19 protein-coding genes and 1 tRNA gene are annotated in these 17,290 nt (G+C 59.8%); 6 read left to right on the forward strand and 14 right to left on the reverse strand.

All coding sequences use genetic code 11. The features are described 5' to 3' along the window. Nucleotides 1-266: 266 nt before the first annotated feature. Complete coding sequence (locus tag Q0C28_RS10380) at nt 267-1,292, reverse strand: RluA family pseudouridine synthase (protein ID WP_293575458.1); 1,026 nt, start codon at nt 1,290-1,292, stop codon at nt 267-269. Between Q0C28_RS10380 and Q0C28_RS10385 the strand changes: the two genes are divergently transcribed. Beyond that, a complete protein-coding gene (locus Q0C28_RS10385) occupies nt 1,291-1,605 on the forward strand; it encodes a DUF6476 family protein (RefSeq protein ID WP_293575460.1) in 315 nt (104 codons plus the stop codon). The two genes, Q0C28_RS10380 and Q0C28_RS10385, sit on opposite strands and share 2 nt — an antisense overlap. 149 nt (nt 1,606-1,754) lie before the next feature. Here the strand turns inward: Q0C28_RS10385 and Q0C28_RS10390 are convergent. Next, nucleotides 1,755-1,831, reverse strand: a tRNA-His gene (locus Q0C28_RS10390). 351 nt (nt 1,832-2,182) lie between these two features. On the opposite strand from Q0C28_RS10390, the gene Q0C28_RS10395 reads away from it, so the two are divergent. After that, complete coding sequence (locus Q0C28_RS10395) at nt 2,183-2,371, forward strand: DUF6324 family protein (protein WP_293575462.1); 189 nt, start codon at nt 2,183-2,185, stop codon at nt 2,369-2,371. A 114-nt stretch (nt 2,372-2,485) separates the two neighbouring features. Here the strand turns inward: Q0C28_RS10395 and Q0C28_RS10400 are convergent, their stop codons facing one another. The 5 genes from Q0C28_RS10400 to ribB all read right to left on the reverse strand — a co-directional run bounded on the left by Q0C28_RS10400 (nt 2,486) and on the right by ribB (nt 6,181). Further along, complete coding sequence (locus tag Q0C28_RS10400) at nt 2,486-2,923, reverse strand: MmcB family DNA repair protein (RefSeq protein ID WP_293575464.1); 438 nt, start codon at nt 2,921-2,923, stop codon at nt 2,486-2,488. A 551-nt stretch (nt 2,924-3,474) separates the two neighbouring features. Continuing rightward, entirely contained in the window at nt 3,475-3,804 is a 330-nt protein-coding gene (locus Q0C28_RS10405; RefSeq protein ID WP_293575466.1) for a hypothetical protein, read from the reverse strand. Nucleotides 3,805-4,018: 214 nt separating this feature from the next. Beyond that, complete coding sequence (gene nusB, locus Q0C28_RS10410; RefSeq protein WP_293575467.1) at nt 4,019-4,510, reverse strand: transcription antitermination factor NusB; 492 nt, start codon at nt 4,508-4,510, stop codon at nt 4,019-4,021. Then, nucleotides 4,507-5,058 (reverse strand): 6,7-dimethyl-8-ribityllumazine synthase, encoded by a 552-nt coding sequence (locus Q0C28_RS10415; protein ID WP_293575469.1) that lies wholly within the window; start codon nt 5,056-5,058, stop codon nt 4,507-4,509. The genes nusB and Q0C28_RS10415 overlap by 4 nt, the downstream gene beginning before the upstream one ends. 1 nt (nt 5,059) lies before the next feature. Continuing rightward, nucleotides 5,060-6,181 (reverse strand): 3,4-dihydroxy-2-butanone-4-phosphate synthase, encoded by a 1,122-nt coding sequence (gene ribB, locus Q0C28_RS10420; protein ID WP_293575471.1) that lies wholly within the window; start codon nt 6,179-6,181, stop codon nt 5,060-5,062. A gap of 221 nt (nt 6,182-6,402) precedes the next feature. On the opposite strand from ribB, the gene Q0C28_RS10425 reads away from it, so the two are divergent. Then, complete coding sequence (locus Q0C28_RS10425; RefSeq protein WP_293575473.1) at nt 6,403-7,455, forward strand: proline racemase family protein; 1,053 nt, start codon at nt 6,403-6,405, stop codon at nt 7,453-7,455. 244 nt (nt 7,456-7,699) lie between these two features. Here the strand turns inward: Q0C28_RS10425 and Q0C28_RS10430 are convergent, their stop codons facing one another. Continuing rightward, a complete protein-coding gene (locus Q0C28_RS10430; protein WP_293575475.1) occupies nt 7,700-8,287 on the reverse strand; it encodes a riboflavin synthase in 588 nt (195 codons plus the stop codon). 261 nt (nt 8,288-8,548) lie between these two features. Between Q0C28_RS10430 and Q0C28_RS10435 the strand changes: the two genes are divergently transcribed. The 3 genes from Q0C28_RS10435 to Q0C28_RS10445 all read left to right on the forward strand — a co-directional run bounded on the left by Q0C28_RS10435 (nt 8,549) and on the right by Q0C28_RS10445 (nt 13,231). Continuing rightward, complete coding sequence (locus Q0C28_RS10435; RefSeq protein WP_293575477.1) at nt 8,549-9,958, forward strand: capsule biosynthesis protein CapA; 1,410 nt, start codon at nt 8,549-8,551, stop codon at nt 9,956-9,958. Between the two features lie 95 nt (nt 9,959-10,053). Beyond that, nucleotides 10,054-11,190: a polysaccharide biosynthesis/export family protein gene (locus tag Q0C28_RS10440; protein WP_293575479.1), complete on the forward strand. Its 1,137-nt coding sequence runs from the start codon at nt 10,054-10,056 to the stop codon at nt 11,188-11,190. 10 nt (nt 11,191-11,200) lie between these two features. Next, nucleotides 11,201-13,231, forward strand: a complete 2,031-nt coding sequence (locus tag Q0C28_RS10445) for a capsular polysaccharide biosynthesis protein (protein WP_293575492.1) — start codon at nt 11,201-11,203, stop codon at nt 13,229-13,231. 46 nt (nt 13,232-13,277) lie between these two features. Here Q0C28_RS10445 and ribD read toward each other — a convergent pair whose 3' ends face one another. The 6 genes from ribD to Q0C28_RS10475 form a co-directional block, all read right to left on the reverse strand. Further along, a complete protein-coding gene (gene ribD / locus Q0C28_RS10450; RefSeq protein WP_293575481.1) occupies nt 13,278-14,369 on the reverse strand; it encodes a bifunctional diaminohydroxyphosphoribosylaminopyrimidine deaminase/5-amino-6-(5-phosphoribosylamino)uracil reductase RibD in 1,092 nt (363 codons plus the stop codon). Continuing rightward, entirely contained in the window at nt 14,369-14,836 is a 468-nt protein-coding gene (nrdR, locus tag Q0C28_RS10455) for a transcriptional regulator NrdR (RefSeq protein ID WP_293575483.1), read from the reverse strand. The genes ribD and nrdR overlap by 1 nt, the downstream gene beginning before the upstream one ends. A gap of 120 nt (nt 14,837-14,956) precedes the next feature. Beyond that, nucleotides 14,957-15,373: a secondary thiamine-phosphate synthase enzyme YjbQ gene (locus tag Q0C28_RS10460; protein ID WP_293575485.1), complete on the reverse strand. Its 417-nt coding sequence runs from the start codon at nt 15,371-15,373 to the stop codon at nt 14,957-14,959. Between the two features lie 111 nt (nt 15,374-15,484). Continuing rightward, a complete protein-coding gene (locus Q0C28_RS10465; protein WP_293575486.1) occupies nt 15,485-15,976 on the reverse strand; it encodes a hypothetical protein in 492 nt (163 codons plus the stop codon). A gap of 61 nt (nt 15,977-16,037) precedes the next feature. Further along, nucleotides 16,038-16,457, reverse strand: a complete 420-nt coding sequence (locus Q0C28_RS10470) for a hypothetical protein (protein WP_293575488.1) — start codon at nt 16,455-16,457, stop codon at nt 16,038-16,040. A gap of 275 nt (nt 16,458-16,732) precedes the next feature. Continuing rightward, a complete protein-coding gene (locus tag Q0C28_RS10475) occupies nt 16,733-17,056 on the reverse strand; it encodes a hypothetical protein (protein WP_293575490.1) in 324 nt (107 codons plus the stop codon). Nucleotides 17,057-17,290 lie beyond the last annotated feature (234 nt).

Below are 17,290 nucleotides of genomic sequence, written 5' to 3' on the forward strand. Positions count from 1 at the left end.
GATGACTGCGCACGCAAGCCTCAAGCTCTCGACGCTCTGAAGGGGTAAGAAAACCGGGGCGGATCATGAGCCTAACTGAACCGTTTTCACGCATGACGTCAACTCATCAAAACTCGGAAGTTCGATGACGCTAAGTATAACGACACTGCTCACTCAACGCGGCTGCTCAGACGAACTGCGCAACAACCGAGGAATGACGCCGCAACTGGTGCGCAAACCGGAATTGGAGTTTTGCGTTGGATTGCGACCGCAAAGGCCGTCAGGCGCTACCCAGCCAAAGCCGCCAACAAATCGTCCATATCGTCCGGCAACGGCGCTTCAAAGCGTATGTCTTCACCGCTCACTGGATGCACAAAGCCCAGCACCGCGGCATGCAGCGCTTGTCGGGCAAACCCCTGCACGGCAGCGGCAACCGCGGGATCCAGTGATTTGGCCGCCAGCTTTCGTTTTCCGCCATAGACAGGATCGCCCACCAGACCATGGCCCGCATGGGCCATATGGACCCGAATCTGATGCGTGCGGCCCGTCTCTAGCCAGCATTCCACCAGCGCCAAGACAGGTGGCGTGCCAAACCGTTCAACAATGCGCGCCCGCGTAATGGCGTGGCGTCCGCCCTGAAACAGAACCGCCTGTTTTTGGCGGTCGGTCTTGTGGCGCGCCAGTTGGGTCGTCAGCTTGAGGATATTGCCGGGCTCGAAACTCGCCCCCTTTACACCGCGAAGGCGCGGATCATTGCTGTCGGGCACACCGTAACACAGCGCACGGTAATATCGCTCTACCGTGTGTTTTTCGAACTGCGCAGCCAATCCCTGATGGGCTGCATCGGATTTCGCGACGACCAACAGACCGCTGGTTTCCTTGTCGATGCGGTGGACAATGCCGGGCCGTTTGACGCCGCCAACCCCCGAGAGGTTGTCACCGCAGTGGTGCAGCAGCGCATTCACCAACGTGCCAGAGGGGGTTCCCGGCGCGGGATGCACGACCATGCCTGCCGGTTTGTTGATCACGATCAGATCGTCATCTTCAAACACCACATCCAGCGGGATATCCTCTGGGCCAATATGGCTGTCTTCGGCCTCTTCCACGGTGATGGCGATCACAGCGCCTTCCGCGACGCGCGCTTTTGCATCAACGACGACAACGCCGTCAACGGACAGCTGTCCTGCCTCAATCAGCCGTGCGAGGCGGGTGCGCGACAAGGTCGCTTCCTCTGGCACATCTCTCGAAACCGCTTTATCAAGCCGCTTAGGCGGGTTTTCCGCGATGACAAACTCGATCCGGCGGCTGGCCATGACACATTCCTCTGAAAACGATGTTCCGACTGAAACGCCGCAGCTGAAGTTCCTGCGACGTATGGTGACCACTTTGACGGTGGTTATGGTCTGCGGGTTCTTAGTGGTTCTGACACTGCTTGTCATCCGTTTGTCGTCGACCGGTCCCACTCTGCCAGAGGCAATCGCCCTGCCCGATGGCATCACTGCGCGAGCGGTCACATTCGGGGAAGGTTGGATCGCGGTTGTCACGCAAGAGAATGAGATTCTGATCCTAAACAGCCTGAGTGGCGCGATTGAGCAGCGCGTAAAAATCACAGTTGGTGAAAACTGAGGGCGAAAACTAAAAACGACGACTGAGAGCAACGCCCGACGCTGCATCCGCATGCGGACATGGCGGCGTTGATCTGTGAAAGAGATCAATCACAGCAAACCGCCAGCGGAATTTGCCGAGTGTTGTAGCTTTGAATTGGAATGTGAGGGTGGTACCACCTCCCCGGCTCGAACGGGGGACCTCCTGATCCACAATCAGGCGCTCTAACCAACTGAGCTAAGGCGGCACTGAGGGCGATTTAATACAGCCCAATCAGGAGCGCAAGAGGAAAGCCACAAGTTTTTCACCTTATTGCGCAGCTGTTTTGCGCACTTCCGATCGGCACCCCCAGTGCATGCATCCGGCCCAGCTCCCAAAGTAGCGTGCCGCCGAACCCACGGCGCAAGTGTAAGCGAGAGGCCGAAAATCTGCTTTCCCCAGGGAGTGACCTGCGCCCTCTTCCCTGCCAGCGCTGCAGCGCACCGGGTGGAAATCCTACGGTCACTGCCGTGCTTGCAGGCGCGAACAGATGCTTGCCTTTGCCGCCTGCCCAGTCTAGCAGATCCAGTCAATGCAAGCATCAGCACAGGAGCGCCACATGGGTATCAACACCGAGCGCGACATCGAAGCCAACATGCAGATCGGCCCGACCGACGCCGGTATGGTCCGCATCTTCATCGAAGCTAATGGCGTGGAAATCCCGATGGACTTTGATCCAGAGGAAGCCCATGAGATTGCCGAAGAAATCATGGCAGCAGCGCAGGCCGCAGCCTCCCTGGCGAAGTAAACGCGCGACGTCGCAGACATGCGCGGCGAGCCGGCGTACTGGTTGGGCCGTGCTGCACAGTCAAAGCGAACCAACCATATGCGACCTGTACGCGACTGGCTGTCTCTGCGTACCTTAGACGCCAGGCTGCGGGTCGCGCAGACGCTGCAATCGAAGCGCGGCGTCTGTTGCAAATTTTTGGATCATCTTCTTGCGCCGGGCGGCGGGCAGTTTGTCCTCTGGTGCCATACGGATGATTTCTGCATCGTAATCATCCCCAATGATCAGCCCGGTATCGTCCGGCAGCAGCTCGGTCGGAAAATCGACATCCACGGCCCAAAAGAACCGGTCGCACCATTCCAGATACCCCTGCCATTTCGCATCCGACTGGAAATCAGCTCGGCTCGATTTGCATTCCACCACCCAGATTTCGCCCTTCGGCCCCAGCCCAATGACATCCACCCGCAGACCGCGGGTTGGCACAAATTCTTCCATCGTGGCAAATCCCAGCGTCAGCAGCTGACGAGACACACCACGGGCCAAACGCTGTCCGGGAGTAAGATCTTGAAACATACCCCTTGTGTGAACAAGTCGTGAACAAAATGCAACATCAAACGCGGCTTCAGTTGGCCCCGCCCGCTGCCGGATAGCAGGGTTTCGCACCAAAAACACCGATTGCCCTTGCCTCACCCCAGTAAGGCCCCTAGGTAGATCCGTGGCGGGTTCTGCCCTTCTCGTGACCGACAGCATTCCGGTGGCCTTAAGCAATTCCGAGGGAGCTGGCTCTGTCTGGGTCCTGGCCCAGTTACCTGGCGCCCACCTGTATATACAGGTCCTCGGGAATCAAAGTCGTACGGTTGTCTGGTGGTCCCGCCGCTTCCCCCCCTTCTGACAGCCCTGACAGCTTAGGCTGAGTGATTATTGGTCTGGTATTGAAACGCTAGGCTAGGGAAACCACTGCGCGCAAAGCGCGGTTTGGGCGGCGCAAGTCGCAGGCAGGCTCGGCAAGAAGCCGCATCAGCCCACATACAAAAGCCGCCATGCACATGCAGGCGGCTTTGCAAATATCAGTATTGTCAGTAAAGGCGCCTGACCACGCACCTGATCGCTTAGGGCAACTCTGCTCAGCGACGGCGCAGATGCTGGCGGCTCTGCTCAGCGGGGACACGCACGGGGATCAGTTCTTTCTGCAGATCTGGGGTCACCGGCATGCCGCCACGCGGGGGGCGTTCATTGCTGGCGAGGGACATGACCGCATAGCCGAATTGAACCCCGGCAAAGACGATCCCATTCATGACCCACAACAACAAAACAGCAAGCAAGCCACTGTCCGAGCTGGCCACGAGATGCCACAGGTTCATCACGTTGAACCACAGCAATGTGGCCACGAAGACCCCCGCTATACCAAATCCGATCGCAACATTTTTGATGTAGAGTTTCACCAGTTTCGGCATCGCATCTCTCCTGCTGTTGTCAGAAACGTAGCAGTCTGCCGCGCCGCGTCCAGCCGCAATTGGGGCTGTGGCCGGATTTGCCGCACCAGATGCGCAGAAACGATGCAAACAAAAAACGCCGGGACGGGCCCAGCGTTTTGATGATGCGGTGATCAGCCAAGAAAGAGCTGTGATCAGCAGGCCGCGTTTTAGAGTAGTTTCAGAGTGCCGGTGCTCAGAACGCCTCTGGCCGGGCTTCGCGCGCCATGTGATCCAGGACGGCATTGACGAACTTCGGTTCTTTGCCTTCTGGAAAGAAGGCGCGGGCGATGTCGACGAACTCGTTGATGACAACCTTGGGCGGTGTCGTGTTTTCGACGAACTCTGCACCCGCCGCCCGGAACAAGGCCCGCAACGTCGGGTCGATCCGCGCGATTGGCCATTTCGCCACCAGACCACGGTCTGTCATCTGGTCGATCTTGGCTTGGTGGTTGACGGCCGTCTCGACAAGCGAGCGGAACACTTTGCTGTCGCCTTCCGCCATTTCGCCATCCTCGAACACCTCGCCGAAACGATGGTCTTCGAATTCAACGATCACCCGGTCAAAGGTCAGATTGCTGTGTTCCATCTGAAACAGCGCCTGCACGGCATAAAGCCGGGACGCGGATCTCATCTTGAATTTGTCGTTGCCCTTGCGCGGTGCGTCTTGGCCGTCCGAAGTGGTCATGCTGTTGTGGGTCCGTTGTCTCTGTCGGCCAGTTTGATGGCCTCGGAAGGCGCCTTGAAGCCGACTCCCTTGCTTTGGGCGCCCCACTTACGCGTCAGCGCGATCAGATGCAAGGCCGCAGCCGCTGCGCCGCCGCCCTTGTTCTGATCGGCCAGATCCGCGCGGACCTCCGCCTGTTTGCGATTTTCAACGGTCAGAATGCCATTGCCGATGCACAGACCTTGCAGGCCCATCAGCTGGATAGCCCGGCTGGAGTCGTTGCACACCGTGTCATAATGCGTGGTCTCGCCGCGGATCACACACCCAAGCGCGACATAACCGTCAAAGTTTGAGCTGCGATCTGCGATGGCAATGGCTGTCGGCACCTCAAGCGCACCTGGCACCTCGATCACCTCGCAGCTGCCACCTGCGGCTTCGATCTCCGCACGTGCGCCCGCCACCAGATTGTCGGCAATATCCTTGTAGTATGGCGCAACAACGATCAGCAATTTGACCGGCTTGTCGAATTCCGGGCGCGGCAGGGTGTAATGAGTTTCATGTCCGGCCATATCAAGCGTCCTTCAGCAGAGGTTTGGTGCCCACGATCTGCAGCCCGTAGGCATCGAGACCGAGATAGGTTGTCTTTGGAGAATCGGTGAGCAGGATCAATTCCTGAATCCCCATCTTGGACAGGATCTGGGCGCCAAGACCGGTTTGTTTGATGGTCCGTGGGCCATCGTCATCCTGCGCATAAAGCGCGCTGCGCGGGGAGCGGAACAGGCAAACAATGCCGCGCCCCTCTTTGGCGATCAGCTCCATAGAGCGCGGCAGCTGCGCCGCAGGCTTGGGTCCGAGCCCGAGGATATCAGTCGCCTCGTGCAACGCATGGGTGCGGCACAAGACCGGTTCGGGGGTTGAGATATCCCCTTTGATCATCACCACATGTTCCACCCCATGGGTCTGATCGGTGAACAACCGCATCTCCCAGTCACCGCCAAATTCGGAGGTCACGGTTTCGCGGGATGTCTCCACCACCAAGTTATCATTGCGCGCCCGATAGGTGATCAGATCACTGATGGTGCCGATCTTCATGTCGTGGGTCTGCGCAAAGGCCACCAGATCCGGCAGCCGGGCCATGGTGCCGTCCTCTTTCATGATTTCACAAATCACACCGGAGGGATGCAGACCTGCAAGCCGCGAGATATCCACCGCCGCTTCGGTATGACCGGCGCGCACCAAGACGCCCCCCCGTTTGGCCCGCAACGGGAATACATGACCCGGCGTGGCCAGGGCCGCCATGGTGTTGTCTTCGTTGATCGCCTCAGCAATCGTCAGGGCACGATCTGCAGCGGAGATCCCGGTGGAGACCCCTTCGCGGGCTTCGATCGACACGGTGAAGGCAGTTTCGTGACGCGATGAATTGTTCACCGCCATCATAGGCAGGCCCAGCGCGTCCACACGTTCTGCGGTCATTGGCAGACAAATCAGACCACGCCCATGGGTTGCCATGAAATTCACAGCCGCGGCGTCGGCAAACTGCGCCGGGATCACAAGATCCCCCTCATTCTCGCGGTCTTCGTGATCGACCAGAATGAACATCCGGCCCTGGCGGGCGTCTTCGATGATGTCTTCAATCGGGCTGATTGCGTCACGCAACTGGGCCTCGACCGGACCGGGAGTTTCAAAGCTCATACATGCAACCTTTCGGTGGGCAGCTGCAACTGAGTCAGCGCAGCGGGATATGTTAGGCAGTTACCCCAAGACAGCTGCAAATGCCAGTCCCGCAAACCACGGGTCAACCCGGCCACCGGCGGCCACATCCGGACTGGACCGCGCCTGCAGGATATGCAGAACTAGGATTGGATCCAATTTGAAGTCACGGTGTCTCGGATCCGTTGTCGAAGGGAGTTCTGATGCGCACATCACGGATCATTCAAGCGGTTGAAGCACACGCAGAGGGCGAGTCTGGCCGCGTCATCACCGGTGGCATGCCCTTGCTGCGGGGCGCGAGTGTATTTGAGAAAATGCAGGACATGGCCCGCCGTCATGACGATATCCGCCTGCAGATGCTGCGCGAGCCGCGTGGCAACCCCGGTCTTTGCGGCAACGTCATCGTCCCTCCTTGCCATCCCGAGGCGGACGCTGGGTTCATTATTTTTGAGCAAACCGAATATCCGCCCATGTCTGGCTCTAACACAATCTGCGTTGTCACCGTGCTTTTGGAAACCGGAGTGTTTCCCATGGTCGAGCCGGTGACCGAACTGACGCTGGAGGCGCCCGCAGGGTTGATCCGGGTGCGCGCCACCTGCCGCGACGGCAAGGTCACGCGGGTGGAGTTCCGCAACGTGCCCGCATTTGTCATGCATCTGGACGCGGTGGTCGATGTACCCGGCGTGGGCAAGGTAACCGTGGATGTGGCCTGGGGCGGGATGTTCTTTGTCCTGGCACACGCCGAACAGCTCGGCCTATCGCTTGCCGCCGAAAATGGGGGCGAAATCGTGCGCATCAGCGAGGCCATCCGCCACGCCACCGCCGAGCAGCTGCCTGTTGTGCACCCCGAAAACCCTGCCATTACGGGCCCCACGATCACCAATCTATGGGCGGATCCGGTGACAGCAGACACGCATGGGCGGGGAGCCATCACCATTTCAACAGGCCCCTTTGATCCCGCGCGCCCGCAGGATGCCAGTGGCATTCTGGACCGCTCCCCCTGTGGCACCGGCACCTGCGCCAAAATGGCCGTGTTGCATGCCCGTGGGCAATTGCGCGTTGGCGAGGATTACGTGAATGCCGGACCGCTTGGGACCACATTCACCGGCCGCATCGAAGCCGAAACCACCGTCGGCGGCTATCGCGCCATCGTGCCGAGCCTGTCGGGCCAGGGCTGGATCTATGGGCTGTCGAACTACACGTTGGACCCAAGTGATCCTTTCCCGGCGGGCTACACCGTAGGGGACATGTGGTAGCCGATAGGCAACCCCGGCCGGCGGTGTCATATGCAGGTGTCATATGCCGGTGCTGTATGCGGGGGTCAGGCTGTATGCCGGTATCAGAAAGGGGCGCTGCCCCTCGGCCTCGCGGCCTCACCCCGGAGTATTTTTGGAAAGATGACAGGCTGAAGAGATGGCGGGCTGGAAGAGCTGACAGGCGGGTCAGATCACGACGCCTGTCATATATGCTCTGTACCCCTGTATGCTCTGAGCCCCTGGATCACATTGCGTCGCTCAGTCGAGCCACATAGCGCGCCAGCGTATCAATCTCCAAGTTGACCTGATCGCCGAGAGCAACATCCCCCCAGGTGGTCACCTCTTTGGTATGTGGGATGAAGTTGATGCCAAAATCACAGCCATCGACGTCATTCACCGTCAAGGACGTCCCGTTGAGCGCGACGGAGCCTTTGGGCGCGATGAACCGAGCCAAAGCAGTGGGCGCGCGCAATGTTACCCGGGTGCTGTCACCCTCGTCAGCGATCTGAACGACCTCAGCCACGCCATCGACATGGCCCGACATGATATGCCCGCCGAGTTCATCGCCGACCTTCAAGGCCCGTTCCAGATTGACCCGTTTGCCAACAGTCCAGCTGGACAGATTGGTTTTCGAAACGGTTTCCGCCGAGATCTGGACGTCATACCAATCCGCGCCCAGCGCAATCACCGTGAGGCACACCCCATCAGAGGCAATTGATGCCCCGATATCGATACCGCCAGTATCGTAGCTGGTGCGGATCCGCGCGCGCAGATCCCCCTGCTGTTCCAGTTCTGCAATGCTGCCAATATCGGTGACGATACCTGTAAACATCTCGAGCGCTCCTCTCTGCTCCGTGCCTCGGGGCCGGGCTGCTGGGTCCATTTGGCTCAAGACCTAGCCATTGCACCCCGGCTCGGCAAGTCCAAGACACAGATACGAACACAGGCGTCGGCACTGGCTCCTGCGCCGAGATGTGCACGTTTCCACCGTTTATTCCCCGCAAACACCCCTGCAGGCGGCGGTATGGAGGCTGGTTTCTCCCCACTTTGAGCCCTATGGTTGCACGCAGTGTTTTTTGAAATGACCCGGCGTATGTCCAACACACCCGAATTGCCCCCTGAACCCAAAACAGATCCCGTCTGGCCCGCTGACCAAGGCCCCGACCGGGACCGCAGCAAAGGCGCGGTTCAGACCTTGGACCCGCGCAGCAGCGCGGGCCGCCGGTTTCTGTTTCTGCAGGGGCCGCATGGGCCATTTTTCTATCAGCTCTCCACTATGCTGCGCCGGGCCGGGGCACAGACCTGGCGAGTGGGTTTCAACGCTGGCGACCGGGTGTTTTGGCCAGATCGCGCCAGTTACATTGCCTACCGTCAGACGCCAGACCGCTGGGCTGACCATATCGCAGAGGTCATCGCAGAACGGCAGATCACTGATCTCGTGCTCTATGGTGACACCCGCGCCATTCACGCCGATGCGGTCCGCGCGGCCAAAGCTGCCCATCTGCGTGTCCATGTCTTCGAAGAGGGTTACCTGCGCCCATATTGGGCCACGTATGAGCGTGATGGTTCCAACGGACATTCACGGCTGATGGACATGGATGTGGCGGATATGGTTGCAAGTCTTGCAGATAGTGACCGCGAAGCAGCACCCCCGCCATCACATTGGGGCGATACCCGTCAGCATATCTTTTACGGTGCGCTCTATCATGGCTGTGTGATGCTGCTGAACCGGGGCTATCCAGCGTTTCGCCCCCATCGCGGCATTTCGGTCACTCGGGAATTCCAGCTCTATCTGCGGCGTCTCGTATTGATGCCCTTGCAAGCGCTGGAGCGGCGATGGGCCACCCGCCGGGTGCGCAATGGTGGCTTCCCCTATCATTTGCTGCTGCTGCAATTGGAACATGACAGCGCCTTTCAGGCGCATTCGCCCTTTTCGACCAATGCCGATTTTATGGAAGAGGTCTGCCGCGGTTTCGCCAAAGGCGCACCGCAGCATCACCATTTGGTGGTGAAAGCCCACCCCCTGGAGGATGGCCGCAGCCCAGTCCGACAGCAGCTGCGGGATCTTGCATGCCGTTATGGCATTGCGGACCGGCTGCATTACGTGCGGGGCGGCAAACTCGCCCGGCTGCTTGACGACGCCGTCAGTGCGGTGACTGTGAACTCCACTGCTGGCCAGCAGGCGCTGTGGCGTGGCATTCCATTGAAAATCTTTGGCAAAGCCGTCTACGGCAAACCGCAATTTGTGTCTGATCAGGCGCTGACGGCGTTCTTTGCCAATCCGAAAGCGCCCGATCTGGGAGCCTATCGGGACTATCGCCGCTATCTGCTGGAAACCTCGCAACTGCCGGGTGGTTTTTATTCGCGCAAGGGGCGCAAGCAACTGTTGCGTCAGGTTGTGGACCGCATGCTGGCGGTCGAGGATCCTTATGCCGCGCATCCCCATACCGCGCAGCCGGGCACAACAGCGGCAGCCCCGCAACAGTTGCAGGTGGTCAACTGAGCCTGCGGATCCGTCAGACTAGATTTTTCGGTCAACCTGCAGTAGCTTGCTGTCAAAAGATAAAAGAAAAACCATCTGGTCAAGGAGACCGAGCAGTGAAATACGTCCCCTTTTCCTGGGCGCGTCCGGTGGCTTTGCTGACCGTGATGTCTGTTGTGGCATCCTGCGGGCTGCCACAGGTTGGCCCCAACAAACGTCAAATCTACGCCGGATCGGTCCAACAGCAAGGCGATGCCTTCATCGTATCGGTCAATGACCGGGTGACACGGGCCACCGCCGTGGTTCCGGCGCTTGGGTTTTCTGACACTTTCCTGAACGCACAAAAACTGACCTCTGACGTGATCCGCCCGGGCGATGTGCTGGGGCTTACGATTTGGGAAAACGTCGACGATGGCTTGCTGGCCGCAGAAGCGACCAACGCAACCGTGCTGGAAGAGGTGCAAGTCGACAGCGGCGGTTTCATCTTTGTGCCCTATGCAGGCCGCTTGCGGGCGTCGGGCAACACACCGGATCAATTGCGCCGCACCATCACCAAGAAACTCGAAGATCAAACCCCTGATCCACAGGTGCAGGTGCGTCGTCTCGCAGGTGATGGCGCCACTGTCAGCCTGACAGGCGCCGTGGGCGGCCAAGGTGTCTATGCCATCGAACGCCCCACCCGAACGCTGTCCACCATGTTGGCGCGCGCCGGCGGCGTGGCAATCGAACCTGAAAACGCACAGGTGACCGTCATCCGCGGCAACACCCAGGGCAAGATCTGGTTCCAGGATCTCTACAAATACCCGGAATTGGATATCGCGCTGCGGGGCGGTGACAAAATCCTGGTGGAAGAAGACAGCCGCGCCTTCACCGCGCTTGGTGCCACCAATGCGCAGGCGCGGGTCGATTTCGAAACGCAGGACCTCTCCGCGCTGGAGGCGATCGCCCAGGTGGGAGGCCTGATCTCGACCGCGTCTGACCCCACCGGTGTCTTTGTGTTCCGCAACGAACAGGCCGAAATTGCCAATCAGGTGCTGGGCCGCACCGATCTGATCGGCGCGCAGCGCATGGTGTACGTATTGAACCTGACCCAGCCCAACGGGCTGTTTGTGGCGCGCGATTTTGTCATCCGCGATGATGACACGCTTTATGTGACCGAAGCGCCTTATGCACAGTGGACCAAGACCATCTCGCTCTTGGCCAGCCCGCTGACCCCGTTGGCCAGCGTCGAGACCCTGTTTGGCGGCAGCTGATGGCATGATCATGCCCAAGACGATGACCACAGCCGAGAGCGCGCGCTCTCGGCTGTTCTATTTCAACGGGGGGTTCCTCTGGCAGCGCAGGCTCCGGCGGATTTTGACCCTGGCTGGATATGATCTGCGCCTCGGCAAGCCCACTTCTTCGGATCTGGTGGCTGTGTGGGGCAATGCTGGCACCGCACATCGTGGCCATCAGGTGGCAGAGGCTCAGGGCTGCGACCTGCTGCATGTGGAAGACGCCTTCCTGCGCTCGATCCATCCCGGCCGCTCTGGCGAGCCACCGCTGGGTTTGCTGCTGGATCGATCCGGACTGCATTTCGATCCTGCCCAGCCGTCCGATCTGGAAACCCTGCTTACGCAGCATCCCCTGGACGATAGCGCGCTGATGCGGCGCGCCCGGCGCGCGATTGAGCGGCTGCAGGACGCCCATTTAAGCAAATACAACGCCTATTCACCAGACAGCGCACCACCTGAGCCCGGCTATGTGTTGGTGATCGATCAGGTTCGCGGCGATGCCTCTGTGCGCGCCTCATGCCCGCATGAGGGCACAGACGTACTGCGATTTCAGGAGATGCTGTACTACGCGCAGGACGAAAATCCCGGTGCCCGCATCATCATCAAGACCCATCCAGAGGATACCGCAGGCCATCGCCCTGGCTATTATTCAACGAAGGATGTCCACGGCAAGGTCGAACTACTCGATACCGCCGTCTCCCCCTGGGCCCTGCTGGATGGGGCCATCGCGGTTTATACCGTGTCCTCCCATATGGGGTTTGAGGCCATTCTGACGGGACACCGCCCCCGGGTTTTTGGCCAGCCTTTCTATATCGGTTGGGGGCTGAGCGATGATCGCTTCCCCGTGCAGCGGCGTCAGCGTCGACTGACCCGTGCGCAGTTATTTGCAGCGGCCATGATCCTCTACCCGACCTGGTACAGCCCCTATGATGACCGCCTGTGCGAGCTGGAAGAGGTCATTGATGCGCTGGAAGCCGAGGTCAGGCATTGGCGTCAGGACCGAGCGGGTTGGATCGCGGCCTCCATCGGGCTGTGGAAACGCCCGCACCTGCAAGCCTTCTTTGGGCGCAGCCGAAAACTCCGGTTTTCCAACAGTTCCAAGACAGCGCGGCACAGTGGGCGCAACTGGATGGTCTGGGCCAGCCGGGCCAGCAAAACAAAACACATTGGTGCGCATCGGGTTGAAGATGGCTTCCTGCGATCCCGGGGCCTCGGCGCGGACCTGGTTCCGCCAGTCTCATTGGTTCTTGACCGTCAGGGCATCCATTATGACCCCAGCGAACCCAGCGACCTGGAGGATCTGATTGCCGCTCGCGCGACACTGACAGCGGCGCAAGAACGCCGGGCCGAACGGCTCATCCAGCGGATCGTGCGCAACAGCCTGTCGAAATACAACCTGGGTGGCAGTGTCCCCGATCTGCCCGAGGGACACAGGATTCTTGTGGTTGGGCAGGTCGCGGATGACGCTTCGGTGCGTTTGGGCACAGAGAAAATCACCACCAATGCCCAATTGCTCCGTGCGGCCCGCCAGGCCAATCCAGATGCGATCCTGATCTACAAACCGCATCCCGATGTCGAGGCGGGCTTGCGTGACGGGCAAGTGGCCGCAGAAGGCATTGCCAATCTTGTGGTGGCGGATGCTGATCCGATGGCCCTATTGGACGCGGTGCATGAGATCTGGACCATGACATCGCTGCTGGGCTTTGAGGCACTGTTGCGCGGCGTGAAGGTCACCACTCTTGGTGCGCCCTTCTATGCGGGTTGGGGGCTGACGCGCGATCTCGGCGCGGTTCCCGTGGCTCGCAGGCGCGCGCGCCCCAGCCTGCTGGGATTGGTGCACGCCGCCCTGATCGACTATCCGCGTTACATCGACCCTGTGAGCGGCCTGCCCTGCCAGGTGGAACTGGTCGCAGACCGGCTGGCATCGGACGCCGCACTGCCGCGCACCACAAGCAACCGGATGCTCGCCAAGCTTCAAGGGCTGATGTCGAGCTATGCGTTTTTGTGGCGGCGGGGATAGATCGCTACGCTACGAGGCTATCTCTACGCCGCAATCTGCGTCACGTCTACGCGCGGCGCCACCGATGCAAGACGTCACCGCCAACCGGGCGCGTCCCACACAGCTCAAACCTCGGCGCCTGTGCCAGCGCCTCGTAAGCGAGCCCACCAATAGACGCGAGCCCATCTCCGCCCAGCGTCACACCGGCGGTGAAGCCAATCAACTCATCCACCAGATCCTGTTTCAGCAAAGACGCCGCAAGACCGCTGCCGCCCTCACAGAACACGCGTGTCAGCCCAGCCTGCCCCAATTGCTGCAACACATCGCTTGCATCGAGCTGCAACCCATCGGTGCCGCAGGGCAACAGCGTCGCCCCCAGCTCGCTCCAGGCCTTCGACCGGTCGGCATCGGCTCCGGCGCCGTGACAGATCCACAACGGGATCTCCCTCGCACTGCGGGCAAGCTGCCCCATCAGCGGCAGATCGAGATGTCGTGAAATCACAACCCGAACCGGTTGCCGCGCCACACCCAGATCGCGCACTGTCAGAGATGGATCATCCACCCGCGCGGTGCCACCCCCGACCATCACCGCATCGTGACGCGCCCGCATCGCATGAACCACGCGGCGCGCCTCGGGCCCCGTGATCCATTTGCTTTCCCCGGTGCTGGTCGCGATCCGACCATCAAAGCTGTTGGCGAGCTTCAGGGTTACAAACGGACGACCCTGTTCGGTCTTGAGAAAGAACCCCGCATGATCCTGCGCGGCTTGATCGGCGCAGACGCCAGTGATCACCTCGATCTGAGCCGCCCGCAACATGGCAAAGCCGTGGCCGGACACGCGGGGATCGCTGTCTTCGATCGCGGCTACAACACGCGCAACGCCCGCGTCAATCAACGCCTGCGCGCAGGGCGGTGTTTTGCCATAATGCGAACAGGGCTCCAAAGAGACATAGGCCGTGGCCCCGCGCGCGGCCTCTGCGGCCTGGGCCAGCGCCATGGGCTCTGCATGGGGTCGGCCGCCCGGTTGCGTCCAACCGCGCCCAACAATCCGGCCCTGATTGACGATCACGCAGCCCACAGCCGGATTTGGCCAACAGTTCCCCTGCCCGCGCCGACCCAATGTCAGCGCAAGCTGCATGTATCTTTCGTGCGTGTGCATCACTCTTCGGGTGTCACATTGGGCCGCAGCTCATGGACAAAGTCCTCAAAGTCATCAGCCGCCTGGAAGTTCTTGTAGACACTGGCAAATCGGACGTAGGCCACAGTGTCAATCCGCGCCAAGGCCTCCATCACGATCTCCCCGATCTTGCTGGAATTGATGTCGGTCTCCCCCATGCTTTCCAGCCGCCGCACTATGCCAGAGATCATCTGATCAATCCGCTCCGGTTCAATCGGGCGCTTTTGCATGGAAATACGGATCGACCGCTCGAGCTTGTCACGATCAAAATCCTCGCGCTTGCCGTTGGATTTGATCACCACGAGATCGCGCAGCTGCACGCGTTCATAGGTCGTGAACCGCCCGCCACAGGCCGGGCAAAACCGCCGGCGCCGGATCGAAACGTGATCCTCCGCGGGGCGCGAGTCTTTCACCTGGGTGTCGATATTTCCGCAAAACGGGCAGCGCATGAGCTGTCCCCCCTTTATGTGACCGCCTGTCGTTCGGGCGCATTTGCGCCTTTGCGTTCAACTATATGGCAGCCTCTAGCCTTTGGGTAGTGGGGAAATAAAACCACAACATGGCGGGCCTTATGCGATATGCGCCATGATCTTCCGGTGATGCGGTGCATCGCGATGTTCAAACAGAAAAATCCCCTGCCAGGTGCCCAGAGCAACCCGCCCGTCACAGATCGGGATGGAGAGGCTGACAGGCAGCAGGGCCGCTTTGATGTGGGCGGGCATGTCATCCACCCCTTCATAAGTGTGGCGCAGATAGTGCATCGATGGATCATCTGCCGGCGGCACCAAACGCGAGAAGAAGGCTTTCAGATCGTCTTGGACCTCCGGGTCCGCGTTTTCCTGGATCAGCAACGAACAAGAAGTGTGCTGCACAAACAAGGTCAACAAACCGGTTTGTTGTTTGGTTGAGCGGACCCAATCCAACACTGGATCCGTCATCTGATAGAGCCCCTGTCCACGAGTCGAAACAACAAACCGGTTCTGCATGGACGGCTCCCTTTGACCTATCGACATCGTAGCAACCATTCCCCATCGAGAGTGCCCCCGGGCGGACATCACAGGATCAATATCCCAGGCCTAGCGTATGGCCCCCCGATATCAGTTAAAGGTGCGGAAGGGGAAGCGGCGATCTTCGCATTCACCAAAGGCGGAGCTGGTGCGCATCGAGAAACCGGGCGTCAGAATATCGCCGACCCAATTGCTCTGGTGCGGGGTGATGCCCGATTGCTCCGGGTCAAGGGTGAAGCGCACGGCAGAGCGCGCATCGGACGTCACGCTGCGGGAAATACCATCGATCGCATAGATTTGTGTCTGCCAGTCAAGCGCAAGCGATTTGCGGACATAGTCGCCCGCTGCGCACCAGTAGTCCGGCTTGAACGCGCCGGCCCGCCCAATCACTTCGAATTCACCGCCACCAATGGGCACAACAGTCAGTCGATTAATCGCCTTGAACGGCTGCTCTGCGATCGCCGCCGGGGCGAACAGCGGTGTTGCAGCCATAAGGGCACAAAGGAAGGTCACAATCCTGCGGCGCTTGCCAGAAGCCTCTTTGGTGTTGCCTGCAGTCGTTAGGTTCAAAAACAGTCTCATATCTCCACCTTTCCAATCGCTTGCAAATGGCGATGGCCGCAACCGGGCCACCGCCCCTCAATCAGAACCGCCGACGCACGATGCTGCATTTGTGGTCGGCTTCCTGAACGCTGAGGCGGTCCCCAACGTCAAAGGCGTTGCTGCGGCGAATGAAACTCTCGGTCTTGTCACTCGCCACAGGTGAGAGCGAAAAGAGAACGGTGGATTTACGGTTAATGGCGACCCCTTCGCCCAAGCCACGCACGACATAGATCTCCTGCCCCCAGCCCGCACCCAACGACCGGCGCGCATAATCAGCCGCGCCACACCAATAGGCGTCACGCACCTCGCCCCGTGGGGGGACAACTTCGAACTGGCCATTGCCCAGATCAAACACGCGGATCCGCTCTGGTGACACATGCACCTTCCCCGCAGCCTCTGCCACGGCACCGATCCCAGTGATCCCGATCATTGCCAGTGCGGCTATTTTGAACAAACGCATATCCATGTTCCTCTCTGCAGGACCATGGCGTGATGCAACTTCGCCGAGAGGCAGGTCAGTGCCGCAGGGGAGATCGCTCCCAAAGATCAGCACATCGGCGCTCAGCCGCCATGGTCGGTTTCCCATTGCAGCTGAGATAAGAACCGTTGTGGGAAATTCCAGACGAGCGGTGCTGCGCCGCGCTCACATTCGATCACGAAGCAAAAACAGACCCATGCCCATGCCAGCGCGACAGCCGTATTAGACGCCTTAACAAGGCGGCGGGGCTGGCGAAATCAATGCAGGGTCCGACGACCACCGGGAAAGGGGATGATTTGCGCGCCCTGTGTACCCTGTGTGCCATCTGCCCCTTGCAGGGCATTGATCAACACCTCCAGCGTATCGGGATCCGCGCTGTGGCCCGCATCTGGGCCGAAGGCGGCAACCGCCCGCTCGGTGAGCGCCCGGCGTGCGGTGGCCGCATCCATCGCCTCCAGCTCCGCGCGTTCATTGCGCAGGATCTCCACCAGAAAGCTGTTTGCCTTCGTCAGTGTTTCAAGGGAGCGCAATTGATCGTCCAGCACACCCAAGGCTTCGTTCAGGTTGGAATGCTGTGACATACATCTGGCTCCTGCAGGGTTGAGGCTGAGTTGGTGTTACGATGAGGTTAAAATAAGCGCTCAACCGGTTGTTAACAATTCCCCTCATGACCAAATGTCGCTAACAAGCGATATGTCCGGTGTAGGTAACATGCGATCTGTCCGGTTTTATCATGTCTCCGAAAGGAGGCGTTATGAAGCGGACAGAAGTGTTACAGGAAGTTCGACTTATGAAGTTCGAAGACGTGTATTCGC

This window comes from Phaeobacter sp., assembly GCF_022825805.1.
GTDB lineage: Bacteria > Pseudomonadota > Alphaproteobacteria > Rhodobacterales > Rhodobacteraceae > Phaeobacter.